The organism is Luteibacter sp. 9133 (assembly GCF_000800155.1).
GTDB lineage: Bacteria > Pseudomonadota > Gammaproteobacteria > Xanthomonadales > Rhodanobacteraceae > Luteibacter > Luteibacter mycovicinus.
In genome coordinates this window covers 4,007,186-4,023,943 of sequence record NZ_JUHO01000001.1, presented here as the reverse complement: position 1 = coordinate 4,023,943, position 16,758 = coordinate 4,007,186, and the positions used below count along the sequence as shown (strand labels likewise).

19 protein-coding genes are annotated in these 16,758 nt (G+C 65.5%); 12 read left to right on the top strand and 7 right to left on the bottom strand.

Annotated elements, in window-relative coordinates; genetic code table 11:
• Window positions 1–13 precede the first annotated feature (13 nt).
• The 3 genes from FA87_RS17540 to FA87_RS21330 are packed head-to-tail and all read right to left on the bottom strand — an operon-like array spanning window position 14 to window position 843.
• On the bottom strand, window positions 14–478 hold the full coding sequence (locus tag FA87_RS17540; protein WP_043696354.1) for a tRNA (cytidine(34)-2'-O)-methyltransferase: 465 nt from the start codon (window positions 476–478) through the stop codon (window positions 14–16).
• A 7-nt stretch (window positions 479–485) separates the two neighbouring features.
• A complete protein-coding gene (locus tag FA87_RS17535) occupies window positions 486–680 on the bottom strand; it encodes a hypothetical protein (protein ID WP_043696351.1) in 195 nt (64 codons plus the stop codon).
• A gap of 31 nt (window positions 681–711) precedes the next feature.
• Window positions 712–843 (bottom strand): hypothetical protein, encoded by a 132-nt coding sequence (locus FA87_RS21330; protein ID WP_255349725.1) that lies wholly within the window; start codon window positions 841–843, stop codon window positions 712–714.
• Between the two features lie 218 nt (window positions 844–1,061).
• Here FA87_RS21330 and FA87_RS17530 point away from each other — a divergent pair, with 218 nt between their 5' ends.
• Together FA87_RS17530 and FA87_RS17525 are read left to right on the top strand one after the other, a co-directional pair.
• Entirely contained in the window at window positions 1,062–3,956 is a 2,895-nt protein-coding gene (locus FA87_RS17530) for a pitrilysin family protein (protein WP_043696348.1), read from the top strand.
• A gap of 87 nt (window positions 3,957–4,043) precedes the next feature.
• Window positions 4,044–4,460 (top strand): DUF4156 domain-containing protein, encoded by a 417-nt coding sequence (locus FA87_RS17525; protein ID WP_036109595.1) that lies wholly within the window; start codon window positions 4,044–4,046, stop codon window positions 4,458–4,460.
• A gap of 7 nt (window positions 4,461–4,467) precedes the next feature.
• On the opposite strand, the gene FA87_RS17520 is transcribed toward FA87_RS17525, so the two are convergent.
• Window positions 4,468–5,382: a LysR family transcriptional regulator gene (locus FA87_RS17520; protein WP_043698425.1), complete on the bottom strand. Its 915-nt coding sequence runs from the start codon at window positions 5,380–5,382 to the stop codon at window positions 4,468–4,470.
• A gap of 117 nt (window positions 5,383–5,499) precedes the next feature.
• Between FA87_RS17520 and FA87_RS17515 the strand changes: the two genes are divergently transcribed.
• From FA87_RS17515 to FA87_RS17500, 4 genes are all read left to right on the top strand, one after another.
• A complete protein-coding gene (locus FA87_RS17515) occupies window positions 5,500–6,240 on the top strand; it encodes an SDR family oxidoreductase (RefSeq protein ID WP_043696345.1) in 741 nt (246 codons plus the stop codon).
• 1 nt (window position 6,241) lies between these two features.
• Complete coding sequence (locus tag FA87_RS17510) at window positions 6,242–7,138, top strand: SDR family oxidoreductase (protein ID WP_043696343.1); 897 nt, start codon at window positions 6,242–6,244, stop codon at window positions 7,136–7,138.
• A 265-nt stretch (window positions 7,139–7,403) separates the two neighbouring features.
• Entirely contained in the window at window positions 7,404–8,723 is a 1,320-nt protein-coding gene (locus FA87_RS17505; RefSeq protein WP_043696340.1) for an ABC transporter permease, read from the top strand.
• An 11-nt stretch (window positions 8,724–8,734) separates the two neighbouring features.
• Complete coding sequence (locus tag FA87_RS17500; protein ID WP_043696337.1) at window positions 8,735–9,949, top strand: FtsX-like permease family protein; 1,215 nt, start codon at window positions 8,735–8,737, stop codon at window positions 9,947–9,949.
• 15 nt (window positions 9,950–9,964) lie between these two features.
• Here the strand turns inward: FA87_RS17500 and FA87_RS17495 are convergent, their stop codons facing one another.
• A complete protein-coding gene (locus FA87_RS17495; RefSeq protein ID WP_036109611.1) occupies window positions 9,965–10,342 on the bottom strand; it encodes a VOC family protein in 378 nt (125 codons plus the stop codon).
• Window positions 10,343–10,410: 68 nt separating this feature from the next.
• On the opposite strand from FA87_RS17495, the gene FA87_RS17490 reads away from it, so the two are divergent.
• The 5 genes from FA87_RS17490 to FA87_RS17470 all read left to right on the top strand — a co-directional run bounded on the left by FA87_RS17490 (window position 10,411) and on the right by FA87_RS17470 (window position 14,928).
• On the top strand, window positions 10,411–10,860 hold the full coding sequence (locus FA87_RS17490; protein WP_239709126.1) for a MarR family transcriptional regulator: 450 nt from the start codon (window positions 10,411–10,413) through the stop codon (window positions 10,858–10,860).
• A 219-nt stretch (window positions 10,861–11,079) separates the two neighbouring features.
• Window positions 11,080–11,571, top strand: a complete 492-nt coding sequence (locus FA87_RS17485) for a MarR family transcriptional regulator (RefSeq protein ID WP_036109649.1) — start codon at window positions 11,080–11,082, stop codon at window positions 11,569–11,571.
• Between the two features lie 12 nt (window positions 11,572–11,583).
• Complete coding sequence (locus FA87_RS17480) at window positions 11,584–13,710, top strand: FUSC family protein (protein WP_043696333.1); 2,127 nt, start codon at window positions 11,584–11,586, stop codon at window positions 13,708–13,710.
• A complete protein-coding gene (locus FA87_RS17475; protein WP_036109654.1) occupies window positions 13,700–13,897 on the top strand; it encodes a DUF1656 domain-containing protein in 198 nt (65 codons plus the stop codon). Before FA87_RS17480 ends, FA87_RS17475 begins: the two co-directional genes overlap by 11 nt.
• A gap of 11 nt (window positions 13,898–13,908) precedes the next feature.
• Window positions 13,909–14,928, top strand: coding sequence for an HlyD family secretion protein (locus FA87_RS17470; RefSeq protein ID WP_036109656.1), 1,020 nt, complete (start codon window positions 13,909–13,911; stop codon window positions 14,926–14,928).
• 13 nt (window positions 14,929–14,941) lie between these two features.
• Here the strand turns inward: FA87_RS17470 and FA87_RS17465 are convergent, their stop codons facing one another.
• Together FA87_RS17465 and FA87_RS17460 are read right to left on the bottom strand one after the other, a co-directional pair.
• Complete coding sequence (locus tag FA87_RS17465) at window positions 14,942–15,538, bottom strand: GNAT family protein (protein WP_036109659.1); 597 nt, start codon at window positions 15,536–15,538, stop codon at window positions 14,942–14,944.
• Between the two features lie 9 nt (window positions 15,539–15,547).
• Window positions 15,548–15,754 (bottom strand): DUF465 domain-containing protein, encoded by a 207-nt coding sequence (locus FA87_RS17460; RefSeq protein WP_036109662.1) that lies wholly within the window; start codon window positions 15,752–15,754, stop codon window positions 15,548–15,550.
• 102 nt (window positions 15,755–15,856) lie between these two features.
• On the opposite strand from FA87_RS17460, the gene ttcA reads away from it, so the two are divergent.
• Window positions 15,857–16,729, top strand: a complete 873-nt coding sequence (gene ttcA / locus FA87_RS17455; RefSeq protein ID WP_036109665.1) for a tRNA 2-thiocytidine(32) synthetase TtcA — start codon at window positions 15,857–15,859, stop codon at window positions 16,727–16,729.
• Window positions 16,730–16,758: the final 29 nt, after the last annotated feature.

Below are 16,758 nucleotides of genomic sequence, written 5' to 3'. Positions count from 1 at the left end.
TAGCTTGCGCGGGTCAGCCCGCGCCGTCGAAACCCGCCTGACGCCACGCTTCGAACACGGCGACCGCGACCGCGTTGGACAGATTGAGGCTGCGATTGCCCGGACGCATGGGCAGGCGCACGCGCTGTGCCTCCGGAATCGCGTCGAGTACGTCGTCGGGCAGGCCGGCCGTTTCACAGCCGAAGAGCAGTGCGTCGGTCATCCCGAAGGCGACGTCGGTATGAAGCTGGCGCCCCCGGGTCGAGAAGGAGAAGACACGGGGTCGGCCGATGGCATCCAGACAGGCGTCAAGGTCGTCATGGACCGCGACGCTGGCGAACTCGTGGTAATCCAGTCCGGCTCGGCGCAACCGGGCATCGTCCAGCTCGAAGCCGAGCGGTCGTATCAGGTGCAGGGTCGCGCCGGTGTTGGCGCACAGACGAATCACATTGCCCGTATTGGGCGGAATCTCGGGTCGGAACAGGATGACGTGGGGCATGCCCCCATTATGCCGCCGGCGGCGGGCACGCGGCGGCATCGTCGCCCGATACGCACGCGGTCGTCGCGACGGGGTTCATCTGGCTGGTCGCAGCCAGCTGGATCGGCGCGCCGGTGTACGTAAGCATGTTGCCGACAATCAGGCCGCAGACCAGCAGGGAGGCGACGAGCAGGGTGCGCAGGATGAGCAGTTCGTGTTGCATGGCGGTGGCTCCGGGTACGGGTTCTTTTGGGTCAGACCATCTGGAACAGAGTCAGGCCACAGACGAACATCGACGTGGCGAGCAGGGCGCGGAGCATCAGCATTTCGTATTTCATGGTGTCGTCCTCAGTGTTGCCGGAGCGAAAGGCCGTCCGGCGGGGCATGCCTAGTAACGCAAACGCCGTGCCAGTCTTTAAGAGCGCGCAATCAGCTGATTCGCATGAGGTTTGTCAGGTCGTTCCGAAACGGATGCCTGTCCGCGGACACTGACCGTGTGCGAGCGGACACCGTCCGCACACTCCGACATGCCCGATTGCGTCCGGACGACATCGCGGGCTAGCCTCCACGGGACCCGGGCCATGAAGGCCCACTGGAGCCGTGCATGAAGAACCGCCTCGCCCTGCTCGCCGCCGGGCTGATCTCCTTCGTCGGGGCCGCCGCCGCGGCCACCACCTCTCCCGATGCGATTCCCGACATTCCCTACACCCGTTTCCAGCTGCCCAACGGGCTGACAGTGGTCGTGCATGAGGACCACAAGGCGCCCGTCGTCGCGGTCAGCATCTGGTACCACGTGGGCTCGGGAGACGAACCGGCCGGCAAGACCGGCTTCGCGCACCTCTTCGAACACCTCATGTTCTCTGGGTCGGAAAACCGTAAGGGCACCTACTTCCAGCCCTTCGAACGTGCCGGCGCCACGGACATGAACGGCACCACCTGGTTCGACCGCACCAACTATTTCGAGACCGTCCCGACCACCGCCGTCGACATGGCGCTGTGGATGGAATCCGATCGCATGGGCCACCTGCTCGGCGCCATCGGTCAGAAGGAGCTGGACACCCAGCGCGGTGTCGTCCAGAACGAAAAGCGCCAGGGCGAAAACCGCCCCTACGGCCGCGTCGACGAAAACGTCCTGGTCAACACCTTCCCGGCCAATCATCCGTATCACCACGACACCATCGGTTCGATGGCCGACCTCGACGCGGCCTCGCTCGCCGACGTCAAGCAGTGGTTCCACGATTACTACGGCGCGTCCAACACCACGCTGGTGCTCGCCGGCGACATCACGGTGGCACAGGCGAAGGCCAAGGCCGAGAAGTACTTCGGTGACATACCGGCGGGTCCGCCGGTTCCTCGCCAGCAGGCGTGGATCACGCCGGTGCAGACATCCTCCCGGGGCACCCAGCATGACCAGGTCGCGCAGACGCGCATCGTGCGTACGTGGATCGTGCCGCAGCTGGGCACCGACGACGCCGTGCAGCTCGACCTTGCCACGACCGTGCTCGGTGGCGGCAAGACCTCACGGCTGTACCAGCGCCTCGTCTACCAGGACAAGATCGCGGACGACGTGAGCCTGGGTATTTCGCCTTTCGCCCTGGCCAGTCAGGTGCAGCTGACGGTCGACGTGAAAAACGGCGTCGATCCGGCGAAGGTCGAAGCGGCGGTCGCCGACGTCTGGAAGGACTACCTGGCCAAGGGGCCGACCGACGACGAACTGCTACGTGCCAAGGTCGCCAATCGTGCCGGTTTCGTACGCGGCCTCGAAAAGGTCGGTGGCTTCGGTGGCAAGGCGGTCATCCTTGCCGAAGGTCAGGTCTACCGGAACGATCCCGAGGCCTATAAGAAGGATCTCGAGCGCGCGCAGAACGCCACAACGGCTTCCGTGCTTGCGGCATCGAAGACCTGGCTTGCCAAGGGCGACTACACGCTGACCGTGCTGCCTGCCGCGCCGGGTTTCGATCCCGCGGCCGAAGACAAGGCCGTGGTGGGTCTGGGCGACGCGCAAGGTCGTCCGGCCGCCGTCACTCCCCCCGCGAAGACATATACCGTCGGCAAGTCCGAGGTGGACCGCAGCACGGGTGTGCCCGCCGTCGACACGTTCCCCGACCTGTCCTTCCCGAAACTGCAGCGCGGCAAGCTGAAGAACGGCATCGAAGTCGTGCTTGCCGAGCGCCACACGGTGCCGGTCACTCAGGTGCAGCTTCTGTTCAATGCCGGCTATGCGGCGGATCAGGGCCGTAAGCTGGGCACGGCGAGCTTCACCTCCGCCCTGCTGGAAGAGAGCACGAAGTCGCTCGATTCCGTGGAGGTCGCGCGCCGCAAGGAGCGTCTCGGCGCCATCGTGTCGTCCAGCTGCTCGCTCGATAACTGCAGCGTCGGTCTCAACGCGCTGAACACCGACCTCACGCCGTCGCTGGCGCTGTTCGCCGACATCACGCGCAATCCGGCGTTCAAGGCGGACGACATCGAGCGCGTGCGCGGCCAGTGGATCGCGGGCATCGCGCAGGAGAAAACCGAGCCAACCGGGCTCGCATTGCGCACCCTGCCGCCGTTGCTTTACGGCAAGGATCACGCGTACGGTATTCCGTTCACCGGTAGCGGCACCGAAAAGGCCATCGCTTCGCTCACCGCCGATGATCTCGCCGCATTCCAGCGCGACTACCTGCGCCCCGACAACGTGCGCATCGTCGTCGCCGGCGACACGACGCTTGCCGACATCCTGCCAAAACTCGATGCTGTCTTTGGCGACTGGCAGGCGCCGTCCACCGCGCTGCCGAAGAAGAACATCGGTGAAGTCGCCGCGCAGCCCAGGCCGCGCGTCTTCCTGATCAACCGGACCGACGCCCCACAGTCGCTGATCCTGGCGGGTCTGCTGGCGCCGTCGACCAAGGCGAAGAACGCGCTCGACCTCGGCATCGCCAATGGTGCCTTCGGTGGCACGTTCACCTCGCGCCTCAACATGAACCTGCGTGAGGAGAAGCGTTGGGCTTATGGTGCGGGCAGCATGCTTTCCGATGCTCAGGGTCAGCGCCCGCTGTTGTTCTACGCGCCGGTGCAGACCGATAAGACCGCCGAGTCCGCTGCGGAAATCCTCAAGGAGGCAAAGGCTGTTATCGGACCGAAGCCGCTGACCGACGAGGAAATCGATAAGATCCGCGCGCAGCGTGTTCGTGCGCTGCCCGGTAGCTTCGAGACCACCTCGGCCGTTCTGGGGGCGATCACGGGCATCCTGATTTACGACCGTCCGGACGACTACGTGCAGACGCTGAAGTCGCGTATCGAAGGCGTCGACCGCAAGGACGCCGAAGACGCCTTGTCAGCCGTGATCCATCCGGACGCGCTGACCTGGGTGATCGTCGGCGATCTGCGCAAGATCGAGGCCCCGGTGCGGGCGCTGAACCTCGGCGAAGTGCACGTGATCGATGCCGATGGCGCGCCCGCGAAGGACACCGTGCCTGCCAGGGCGGCCAGGTCCAAACCGGCCCCCTCGAAAAAGTGACCGGGCGCGAGGGCGCGATCGAAGAAGATCGCGCCCTCGCTTCCATCCGGCTAGCATACCCATCGAACGATCTTCCGGAGCTCTACCATGCGCAAGGCCCTTGTCCTCCTCATCCCGCTCGCCCTTTCGGCCTGCACGTGGGGCATCAAGCTCGATGACAGCGCGCGCAATGTCCGCACCGCCTGGAACGGCGACGTGTCCAGCTGTCGCGATCAGGGCAAGGTCACCGTCTCCGTACAGAGTCGTGTCGGCCCCATCGATCGCAACGACCTGAAGGTCCGCGACGAACTCGAAGTGCTCGCACGCAACGAAGCCGCGAAGATGGGCGCGGATACCGTCAAGCCGCTCGGCGATCCGAACGGTGGTTCGCAGGAGTGGGGCGCGTATTCGTGTGGGCCTCGCGGTGCCGGTCCGGGCCGTGCCAACAACCCGCCGCCGCCTCCGCCGCAGAACAACAACACGGCGCCGCAGGCTGGGTTCGAAACCGTCCCGCTGAAGAACTGAGCCTGGCTCAGATCGGTCTCACCCCTTCGCCCGCGTGCCGGGCGAAGGTCACCGCCAGCCAGTCGATGAACACGCGCACCCGCGGCGACAGCTGCCGGTTGTGCGGGTAGAGCAGAGATACCGGCGACGGTGTCGGCGGAAACGCTTTCAGTACTTCGACGAGCGTGCCGGCCGCGAGGTCAGCGGCCACGTGGTATCTCGGCACCTGAATCAGGCCCAGCCCCAGCCGCGCGAGTGTCAGATTCGTCTCCGCGCCCGTCACCGTGACCGTCGATGGCAAAGTGACGTGCCGCACGTCGTCGCCGACGACGAATTCCAGGGGCAGCGTTGCTCCCGTCGACGTCGACAGGAAGCCGATGGCCTCATGCCCGGCGAGATCGTCCGGAGACGAGGGCATGCCACCGTGTCTTTCGAGATATCCGGGGCTGGCGCACGTCACCTCGTCCAGCCAGGCGATGCGGCGTCCCACCATCGTGCTGTCGCTCAGATCGCCGACACGTAAAACGCAGTCCACCCCTTCGCGAACGAGATCCACCCACCGGTCGCCTTCGCCCACGTGGATCTTCAGTGCGGGATAACGGGCCAGGAACTCCGGCAGCGACGGAAGGACGAAGTGGCGGGCGAGGGTGCCGTGTACGTCCACGCGCAATAGACCGGCCGGGCGAGCGTCCACGAAGGCCGCCTCCGCATCCTCCACGTCGGCGAGGATCGATACGCAGCGGCGATGGTAAGCCTCCCCATCCAGCGTCGGACTGACATGTCGGGTGGTTCGCTGGAGCAGGCGGATGCCGAGTCTGGCCTCGAGACGCTTGATCGCCTGCGTAACCGTCGACCGCGGCAGGTCGAGGTCCGTCGCGGCGAGCGTGAAGCTTCTCCGTTCCACGATGCGGACGAACAATCGCATGGTATCGAAACGGTCCAGGGCCATCTTTTGTTCCATTGCAAGGAATAGTGAAGCCCAATATAGGTGGATTATCCGCGGGCAGCCAACGCCCATCATGGTCTCGCCCGGCAATCGCGCCGGTACCGGAGAACCGATATGAACGTGAAAAACAGCAGGATCGCCATCGTGACGGGTGCCTCGCGCGGCATCGGTGCCGCGGTTGCCAAACGGCTCGCCAGCGACGGCTTTACCATCCTCGTGAACTATTCGGGTAGCGCGCAGGCGGCCGAGGCGGTCGTCCGGGAGATCGAAACGGCCGGTGGCCAGGCGATCAGTGCGCAGGCGGATGTCGCGAACGCCGCGGATGTGCGTCGCCTGTTCGACAAGGCCGAGGAGGTTTACGGCGGCGTGGATGTCCTGGTGAACAACGCGGGCGTGATGGCGCTGGCCCCGGTGGCCGAGTTGAAGGACGAGGACTTCGATCGCCTCTTCGCGATCAACGTCAAAGGCAGCTACAACACCATGCGCGAAGCGGCGACGCGCCTTCGCGAAGGCGGCCGCATCGTCAATTTCTCTTCCAGCGTGGTTGCCCTGTTGCAGCCGGGCTATGCCGCCTACGCCGCGACCAAGGCGGCCATCGAAGCCACCACGATGGTGCTGGCGCGCGAACTGCGTGGCCGCCATATCACGGTGAATGCGATCGCACCCGGCCCGACCGGCACCGACCTGTTCCTCGACGGCAAGTCGCCCGAGCTGGTCGACCGACTGGCCAAGCTGTCACCGCTGGAGCGCCTGGGCACGCCGGACGACATCGCCGCTGCCGTGGCATTCCTCGCGGGGCCGGACGGCGGCTGGATCAACGGTCAGGTGCTGCGCGCCAACGGAGGGGTCGTCTGACATGAAGCAGATCATCCTCATTACCGGAGCATCCAGCGGTTTCGGCCTGCTCACGGCGCGCGCACTCGCGGCGGCGGGACACACGGTCTATGCCAGCATGCGCGATGTCGCGGGTCGCAATGCCGCCAACGCCGAAGCGGTCCTGAAAGAAGCGGCTGAACGCCAGGTCGATCTTCGCGTCGTCGAGCTCGATGTCACCTCCGAGGCATCCGCAGAGGCGGCCGTGAAAACCATCGTGGATCGCGATGGCCGTCTGGACGTCCTCGTGCACAACGCGGGTCATATGGTGTTCGGTCCCGCTGAAGCCTTTACGGCGGAGCAGTACGCCCAGCTCTACGACGTCAATGTCCTCGGCACGCAAAGGGTGAACCGCGCCGCGTTACCGGTGATGCGTGCGCAGGGCAGGGGCCTGCTGCTCTGGGTCTCATCGAGCAGCACGCGCGGTGGCACGCCGCCGTTTCTCGGTCCGTACTTCGCCGCGAAAGCCGCCATGGACTCGCTCGCGGTCAGCTATGCCGGCGAGCTGACCCGCTTCGGTATCGAGACTTCGATCATGGTGCCGGGCGCCTTCACCAGAGGAACCAACCACTTCGCTCATGCGGGCAAGCCCTCCGATGAGCCGCGGGCGGCCGCCTACATGGATGGTCCGTACAAGGGGATGCCGGACACGATCCTGAAGGGGTTGGCTGCGCTCGAACCGGCCGACGCCGACGCGGGTGAGGTGGCAACGAAGATCGTCGAGGTGGTCGGGCTGCCCTTCGGCAAGCGGCCGTTCCGGGTGCATGTCGATCCGTCGCAGGACGGTGCGGAAATCGTCAGTGGCGTCGCGGACCGCATGCGTCGCGAGTTGTTCTGGCGCGCGGGCATCGAGGACCTGCTGACGGTCAGGGCAGGCTGATCGCCAGCGCGCGGCCGATCCCATCGGGGAAAGCACCGGCACGGATAGGGCACGTGACCGTCAGCCCGGTCGGACACGGTGGCGGACACGGTCGCGGACACGGTCGCGGACACGGTCGCGGACACGGACACTGTCCGCGGACACCGGGCCGGCGTGTCACGCGGTGCCGTAACTCGCTGAGCCAGCGCGAGTTAGCGTCCTTTTGTTGGTTTGGCCCGTCTCTTGCTCTTCCGGGTATGCGAACAAGGGCAGGGGACCGACCGGGATGTTTGGCTATTACGTTGAACTGGCCGTGCGCAGCCTCAGGCGCAATCCCGTACTGACGGGCCTGATGGTGCTGGCCATCGCGGTGGGTATCGGCACCAGCATGACCACGCTGACCGTGATGCATCTGCTCTCAGGGGATCCGCTTCCGGGTCGAAGCGAGCATCTCCATTACGTGCAGGTCACGCCGTATCCCCAGGATGCAACGCCCACGCATCCCAGCGAAGTGATGGACTACCGCTCCGCGATGGATCTGTGGAAGGCGAAGCGCGCGGATCAGCAGGCACTTCTGGTCGGGAGCACGATCAAGGTCCATGTCCCGGCGTCGACATCGCCGCCACTGCTGCTGAGCATGCTGTCGACTCATGCGGACTTCTTCACCATGTTCGCGGCGCCCTTCGAATATGGCGGCGCCTGGACGGCGGAGGATGACGAGAAGCACGCTCGGGTCGCCGTGATCTCGTCCGATCTGAACCACAGGCTCTTCCGAGGTGAAAACAGTATCGGCAAGATCATCCGCCTGCGCGACAGCGACGTTCGCATCGTGGGTGTGCTGAAACCCTGGCGTCCGTCACCGCTCTTTTACGACGTCTACGGCGGCCGCATGGCGCATGGCGACACGGCCGACTTTTACGGGAAGGTCGAGGACGTGATGACGCCTTTCCAGTCCGGCCTCGAAATCAACGACGGCAATTTCGTCCAGTTCACGTGCTGGCAACTTCCTCCGTCTCCGGGCCATCTGCAGGATGCGCCGTGTCTTTGGGTGAGGTTGTGGGTGCGGCTGCAGGACGATGCGAAAGTCGCGGCGTATCGCCGCTTCGTGGCCGACTACGCCGCGCAACAGAAGGCGCAAGGTCGCTTCCGTCACGACCTGACGGCCGTGCGATCGCTGATGGAATGGATGACGAGCAATCGTGTCGTACCCGGTGACGTGCGCTTGCAGGTATGGCTTGCGTTCGCCTTCCTCGCCATCTGCCTGTGCAACACCGTCGGCCTGTTGCTCGCGAAGTTCCTTCGCCGTGGCGCGGACTTCAGTGTGCGTCGGGCGCTGGGGGCGACGCGCGGGGCGGTCGTCATGCAGTGCCTCGTCGAGACCGGCGTCATCGGCGTCGTCGGCGGTCTGCTCGGCTGGTTGTTCACCCTGGCCGGCCTGTGGCTGGTGCGCCAGCAACCTGTGCCTTATGCGGATATGGTCCGACTCGATGCATCGATGTTCATGACGACGTTCGTTCTCGCCGTGACGACCAGCTTGCTGGCGGGCGCGCTACCCGCCATCCGTGCCGGTCGGGTCGCCCCCGCGCTGCACCTGAAGACGCTGTAAGGACGATCGCCATGCGGACGCACCCCATCTTCGCCGCACTCCGGCATCACCGCCTCGCCACCACGCTCATCGTGCTGCAGATCGCGCTTGCCTGCGCCGTCATGTGCAATGCGTGCTCGCTGATCGCGGCACGCTGGCAAGCCATGCAGCTGGTGACCGGTATCGACGAGGCTTCGCTCGGCACGTTGTATCTGTCGGGTTTCGAACCGGGACGCGCCAATGACCTCAACGCGCGGATGGTGGCCGGGCTTCGTGCCATCCCCGGGGTGACGGCGGTCAACGTGGTGAACACGGTGCCCTTCAGTCACGGCGCGGGAACCGTAGGCGTAACGCTGGACGCCGCGGGACAGCGCGAGGGTGGCGTCGTCGACGTTTATCTGGGCACGCCCGGCACGCTGGAGGCACTGGGCATTCGCATCGTCGAAGGGCGCGCGCCCGGCGCCGAGGACTACCGCCCGGTGGGCGACTTCTTTCCCTCCCAGGCGAATGTGCTGATTACACGCGCCGCCGCCGATCACATGTGGCCTGGGGTAAGTCCCCTGGGCAAGGAGATCTTCGTCGACAAGAACCACTTCCGTGTCATCGGCGTCATGGAACACCTCTCCATCGCCAGGCCCGGTTCCATGGGGCCGGAGGAAACGGACTGGTCGGTGTTCGCGCCGTCGCTTGCCGGGCCCACGCTGGCCGGCACTTACGTGATTCGCGCGAAGCCGGGCGATCTACCCGCCGTGATGCACAAGGCGCGCGAGGCGGTGACCGCACTGGCGCCGGATGCCGTGCTGATCCGTGAAAACAGCGACTCTCTGCCGGCGTTGCGCGCCGCCCACTTCGCCAACGACAGGGCGATGATGAGTCTCCTCGTCGGCATCATCGCGACCCTGTTGCTGGTGACGGCGCTGGGCATCGTCGGCCTGGCGAGCTTCTGGGTGCAGCGGCGGCGTAAGCAGATCGGCATTCGCCGGGCGATCGGCGCGTCCCGTCGCGACATCGTCCAGTACTTCCAGCTGGAGAATTTCTTCATCGTCAGCATGGGCATCGGCGCAGGCGTGCTGCTGGCTTACGCTGCCAGCCTCACGCTCATGCACTTCTACGAAGTGCCCTTGTTGCCGCCGTGGTATCTGGCGGTCGGTGGCGCGACGCTGTGGATTCTCGGGCAGTTGGCCGTGCTGGGGCCCGCCCTGCGCGCGGCGGCGGTCCCGCCTGTGGTGGCGACGCGGGCGGGATGAGGGCATTGCTCTTGCTCAGCTGCCGGAGTGCGCGACGGTATGCGCCGTGATCGTGTAACCGAACGGATCGACAAAGGCGAAGTAGCGGCCGAAAGGGCCATCTTTCGGTGCGAACACAATGGGCGTCCCGTGCCCGACGAGATGATCGTGCAGCGCATCGGCATCGTCGCATCCGAACCAGAGAGCGATGCCCTCACCGAGGTTGTCGTTTCGGCTGAGCTCGGCGACAGGCGTGCGCACGGCGAACGGAATGGGTCGGGTATCGAAGACCACGGCGCCGGGAGGGCTTTGGGCTGCGACCTTCAGCCCCACGACATCGGTGTAGAAAGCCCGTGCCGCATCGAGATCATGGGTTTGAATGCCGACGAAGTCGGGGCCGATCAGATGGGGCATGACAATCTCTCCTGTGCGTGAGTTGGGCTAAGATATCAGTGTGCTGATACTAATGTAAGGGCCCTGATATGACCAGCCGTAAATCGCGACCCAAGATGGGCGATCCCTACGCGACCATCGGCTACGCCTTGAAAATGGCCCAGCAGGCGCTGCGAACGAGGATGGACGCCGGTCTGCGGGAGATCGGACTGACGACGCCGCAATACGCCGTGCTCACCTATCTGAAGAACGAAGCGGGTGCGTCGAACGCGACGCTCGCACGGCGCGCCTTTGTGACGCCACAGACGATGCAAGGCATCCTGGTCGCGCTGGAACGCGCGGACCTCATCGTGCGCACGGCCGACCCCGACCACGGACGGGTTCAGAAAACCGAGCTCACCGCCGCGGGAATCGATGCACTGGACGCCGCGTCGGGCATCGTGGCCGACGCGGAAAGACGTCTGCGCGATGCGTCGGCACCGGAGGATCCCCAGGCGGTCGCGGCGCTGTTGTTGCGGCTCGCCGAGGCGTTGCGTTGAGCGCGTAGACCTTTCACTACCGATCGATGCAGCCTTCTGCGTGCAAAGTTGTCGACCGGCTCCATCCTTGCCGATGTCGTCCGTCCGTCCGCCAGCAGCGAGCCGCAGCGACTCCGCCACCTGCTCGACCGCACCGCGATTTCTTCCGGATAAATTACACCTATTGATAATACAGAAATGAACTATATACTTATGGGGTAACCGAAGACGGGACATCCCATGAGCGATTTCGCCCCCACCGAAGCACGCCTCGACGTCACCCGCGCGAAGTATCCGGCGTTTCCGCGGGAGCCGGCCGTGCTCGTTCGCCTCATCAAGCACATCTACAAGGAAGTGCACGACGAGGCCAACGCCGTGACGAAGCCGTTCGGGCTGAACCATCCCGAGTACAACATCCTGATGATGCTCTACGGTTCGCCGGACAGCGCGATGAATCCGTCGCAGCTGGCCGAGGCCGCCGGGGAGAAGTCGGCCAACATCACCCGGCTGACGACCCAGCTCTGCGACAAGGGCTACATCGTGCGGACCGGCAGCGACGAGGATCGCCGCAAGGTCACCCTGACCCTGACCCCCGAGGGCCTCGAACTGATCGAGAGCTTCCTGCCGGATATCGTCACGCTGCTTCATCGGCAGACCCGTAATCTGCAGCCATCGGAACAGGCGCTGCTGGAAGGCCTGCTGAAGAAGATGCTGGCTGGATTCGGGGAGTAACCAGGGCGCGCCATGTCTGCCACCGGCCTACAAAACGCCACCCCCGGCACCCGCCAGATCGTCGTCGAGACGCTGCGCGAGGAGGTCAACGTCTGGCTGTTCGTGGTCAAGACGCTGATCGCCTTTTTCCTGACGGGCTGGCTCGCCATGCGACTCGACCTGCCGGCGCCTTCGACAGCGATGCTGACCACGGTCATTGTCGCCAACCGCCAGTCCGGCATGGTGCTGGCCAAGAGCTTCTATCGTGCGATCGGTACCCTCGCCGGTGCCACGGCGGCGATCGCCATCGTGGCTGCCTTCCCGCAGGAGCGCGACCTCTTCCTTCTCGCGCTGTCGCTGTGGATCGGCGTCTGCGCCGGCGGTGCCACGCTGTACCGTAACTTCAAGTCGTACGCGTTCGTACTGGGCGGTTACACGGCGGCCATCGTCGCCATTCCCGTCATCGACAATCCCCCCGGCGTCTTCGACTCTTCGTGGGCTCGCATCAGCGAGGTGCTGCTCGGCCTGATGGTCAGTGGCCTGGTCAACGACATCGTTTTTCCGAGTCGCATGCGTGACGTCCTGCGTCGCGCGGGCCGCGAGCAGTTCGCGAGCTTCGTCGGCTTCGTGCGCGACAGCACCGGGGGAAGCATCGCGCGTGACACCATGGAGAAAGCGCACCTGCGTTTCGTGCGCGCCGCCGTGACGCTCGAAGACCTGCGCAGCTCGGTGATTTTCGAGGACGCCGAAGCGCGTGCGCGCAGCAATCACCTGCGTCTTTTCAACCAGCGCTTCATGGCCGCGTCGACCAGCTTCCAGTCGCTGCATCACCTGATCAACCGGCTGAAGCGCGCGCAGCGCGATCTCGCCGCGGATACGCTCATCCGGCTTTACGCGCCCATCGGTGAGGCGCTCGATGCACCCATCGAGGCCGGCGCCGCCGCCCGTGTCCTGTTGCCCAGGCTGGTGTCGGCGCGTGACATGATGCGCGCATCGGTTCCGGGCCTGCGCGCGTCCTTGTCCGACTCGCAGGACGTGCGTGACTTCGACACGGGCGCCTCGCTGCTGACCCGCTTCGTCGATGAGCTGCACGGTTACGTCGACGCCGCGGCGTCCCTGCAGACGCCGCGGGTGATCGCCGGCTCCGCCGAGCGCGTGCGCTTCGATCGCGGCAACGACTTCCTCGGTGCGGGCCTTGCCACGTTTCGCACGACGCTGACGATGCTCGTGCTCGGTGCGTTCTGGATCTACAGCGCATGGCCGCTGGGCTCGAGCGCGATGCTGCTGGCGACGGTCTTCGCGGGCCTCTTCGCCACGATTCCCAATCCGACGCGCGTGACCTGGCAGGTCATGCTCGGCTATCTGTCGGGAATGGCGGTCGGATTTATCTGCGAGTTTCTCCTGCTGACCCAGGTCGACGGGTATGGGCTGCTCGTCGTGTGCGTCGCACCTTTCCTGGCCCTCGGGCTGGTCATGATGATGACGCAGCGTCTCGCGTTCTATGGACTCGGCTGGGCGATGGGCTTCGCCTACATCCTCTCGCTGAAGAACGTGCAGGTTTACGATCCCGCTCACTTCATCAATGACGCCATCGCCCAGGTCGTGGGACTTGGCGCCGCCGCCGTCTCGTTCGTCGTGATTCCGCCAGCCATCGGGAGCGCGTGGCTGCGCCGGCGCCAGCTGGCCCGTCTGCGCGGGCAGGTCGCGCTTGCCGCCGAAGCGCCGCTGCCGGGCCTTCGCCATCGGTTCGAAAGCGTCAACTACGATCTGGTCAGCCAGGTCGTCGCGCAGACCCAGCCGGGCAGTGCGGACTCGCGGTCCCTGATCGCCTGGGCCCTCGCGGTCCACGAGACCGGGCGCGCGCTGATCGAACTCCGTCACGACATGGCGCGCGGGGATGTGCCGCCGACGCTTCGTCCTTATCTCGACGACGCCTTGCGCACGCTGGCGCGCTTCTACGAGAAGCCCGATGCGGCCGGCTACCTGCTGGCGCGCGACGCCGTCGCGACCGCCATCGCCAGCGTGGGTGAGCATGAGGGTGTCGCTCATCTGCTCGAACACCTCCATCTCGTCCGCATGGCGCTGCTCGATGGTGAATCCGTCCTCGCCGCCTATATGCCAGACGCCCCGCTCACCAAGGACATCGCTCATGCCTCGTGAAATCGCACTCGGCGACGCGCTCGTTCCCGGCCTGCTCGTCTTCTTCGTCCTGGCGCTGCTGCTGTTGTGGCTGCTGGACGGTATTGCGGGTCGCCTGGGGTTGTACCGGCTCGTGTGGCATCCGCCGCTGTTTCGTCTCGCTGTCTTCGTCTGTGTCTTCGGCGCCTTCGCGCTGTTCATGTTCTGAGTGGAACCCTCATGAAACTCGCCAGCATCATTCGTTTCGCCGTTACCGCGGTCGTCGTAGTCATCGCCGCCTTCGTCGGACATGCCATGTGGAAGCACTACATGTATTCGCCGTGGACGCGTGACGGGCGCGTGCGGGCGGAGATCGTCCGCATCGCTCCCGATGTCGCCGGACTGGTGACGGACGTCAAGGTCATCGACAACCAGACGGTGAAGAAAGGCGACCTGCTCTTCGTCGTCGACAAGGCGCGCTACCTCAACGCTGTCGCGCAGGCCGAGGCCAACCTCAATGCCGCCGAGGCGGCGGCGCGCGCCGCGGGGGCGAGCATCAACGCGGCCCAGGCTGGCGCGTTGCAGAGCCGCTCCAATTTCGAGATGTACGAGGCGCAGTCCGAGCGCCGCCAGAAACTGATCAACAACGTGATCTCGGCGGAAGACAAGGCGAACGCCATGGCCGCCGCCAATGCCGCGAAGGCAGGCTGGCAGCAGGCGCAGGCCAGCACGAAGCAGGCCAGTGCGGCGCAGCAGCAGTCACTGGCCGCCGTTGCGCAGGCTCAGGTCGAACTCGCTTCCGCACAGCTCAATCTCGACCGCACGGAGGTGCGCGCGCCGGTGGATGGCTTCGTCACCAATCTCGACGTCCGCGTCGGCGACTACGCCAGTGCCGGCACGGCCCGCCTCGCCCTGATCGACAGCCATTCCTACTGGATCTACGGCTACTTCGAAGAAACCAAGTTGCCGGGCCTGCGCATCGGCGATCCGGTGGATATCCGCCTGATGAGCGGTGGTGCGCGCCTGAAGGGCACCGTCGAGAGCATCGCCCGCGGCATCACCGACGCCGACAACCCGACCGGAAGCGACCTGCTGGCCGATGTGAATCCGACCTTCAACTGGGTGCGTCTGGCGCAGCGCGTGCCGGTCCGGGTGCGGATCGACAGCGACCACCTGCCGGCGGGCGTGGTGTTGTCGGCGGGCATGACGGCGACGCTGATCGTGCGGCCGTCGCACCCGGAGGCGGTGGCGGCGCGCTGAGCGCCGCGGTCCCTCAGGCCTGAGGCGGAGCCAGCCGCGCGAGCCGCAACTGCAGCCACTTGTCCACATCCGGCCACTCGGTGGCGAGGATGCTGTAGCAGACGGTGTCACGCAGCGATCCGTCGGGACGACGCTTATGGGCCCGGAGCACGCCTTCACGCCGGGCCCCCAGCTTCTCGATAGCTCGCTGGGAATCCTGGTTGTAGGCATCCGTGTGGAATTCGACGGCCACGGCGCCGACGTTCTGGAAGGCGTTGGACAGCAGAAGGTGCTTGCTTGCCGTGTTCACATGGCTGCGCTGCCAGCGCCGGGCGTACCAGGTGTAGCCGATGGCCAGCCGGGACGGATCGTTCACGATGTCGTAGTAGCGCGTGCTGCCGACGATCTCGCCGGAGGCATTCTCGCGGATCGCCCAGGGAGACATCCGGCCCTCTTCCTGGCCGCGCAGCGCCGCTTCGACGTAGTCGGTCATGCGGCCCGGGGCGGGCACCGAGGTGAACCAGAGCTTCCAGAGGTCACCGTCCGCCGCCGCGCGCTCCAGCGGCTCGATATGGGCCAGTTGCAGCGGCTCGAGGCTGACGTAGGGGTTTTCCAGGCGAACGGGGTCCATCGGCGTCCTTCAGGCGTCCAGATCCGGGATGAGCCGGCTTTCGATACGGGAAATGGTGTCCTTCAGCAGCAACTTACGCTTTTTCAGGCGGGTCAGCTGGAGCTCGTCGCGGCTGATGGCGGCGGCCAGATGGTCGATGGCGGCGTCGAGGTCGCGATGCTCGACCTTCAGTTCGGCGAGGCGCTGCTGGAGCTCGTGAGGATCCTGGACCTGCATGGCGTTGGGCCGGGCGAGGAGGGGAGCGACGATTGTAACCCCGGGCGCGGGGTCCCGCAGCGGCTACAATAGGGGGCCGTCCCCTCCGAATACCGCCTGAGCATGTCCGCCACGCCCGACGCCACACGCAAGCAGAGCTACGAAGCCGGCAAGCTGGCCAAACGCCTGCGTCGCCAGGTCGGCCAGGCGATCGCCGACTTCGGCATGATCGAGGACGGCGACCGCATCATGGTCTGCCTCTCCGGCGGCAAGGACTCCTACACGATGCTGGACATGCTGCTGTCGCTGCAGGCGAAGGCACCCGTCCGTTTCGAACTGATCGCGGTCAATCTCGACCAGAAGCAGCCGGATTTTCCCGCGCACGTGCTGCCGGAGTACCTGACAGGGCGGGGCGTGCCATTCCACGTCATCGAGCAGGACACGTACAGCGTCGTCACCCGTGTGATTCCGCAGGGCAAGACCATGTGCAGCCTCTGCTCGCGCATGCGCCGGGGAGCGCTGTACCAGTGGGCTTCGGACAACGGGATCACCAAGATCGCTCTCGGTCACCATCGCGACGACATCCTGGGGACGTTCTTCCTGAACATGTTCTACCAGGGCAGCCTCAAGGCCATGCCGCCGAAGCTGCTCTCGGACGACGGTCGCCATGTCGTCATTCGCCCGCTTGCGTACTGCCGCGAGGATGACATCGAGACTTACGCGGAGGCTCGCGCGTTTCCCATCATTCCCTGCAACCTGTGCGGTTCGCAGGAGAACATGCAGCGTAAGGTGGTCAAACGCATGCTGCAGGAATGGGAGAAGTCCCATCCCGGCCGCAGCGAAACGATTTTCCGGGCGATGGGCAATATCGCGCCCTCACAGCTGACGGACCGTAGCCTGTTCGACTTCGCGGCGCTGGGCGCACGCGAAGGCGCGGCACGCGCCGACGCACATGCCTGGCTGACCGGCGGCGACGCCGGTGACGATAACGACTGATCATTTCCTCTACCCGCTTCAAGGCCTGC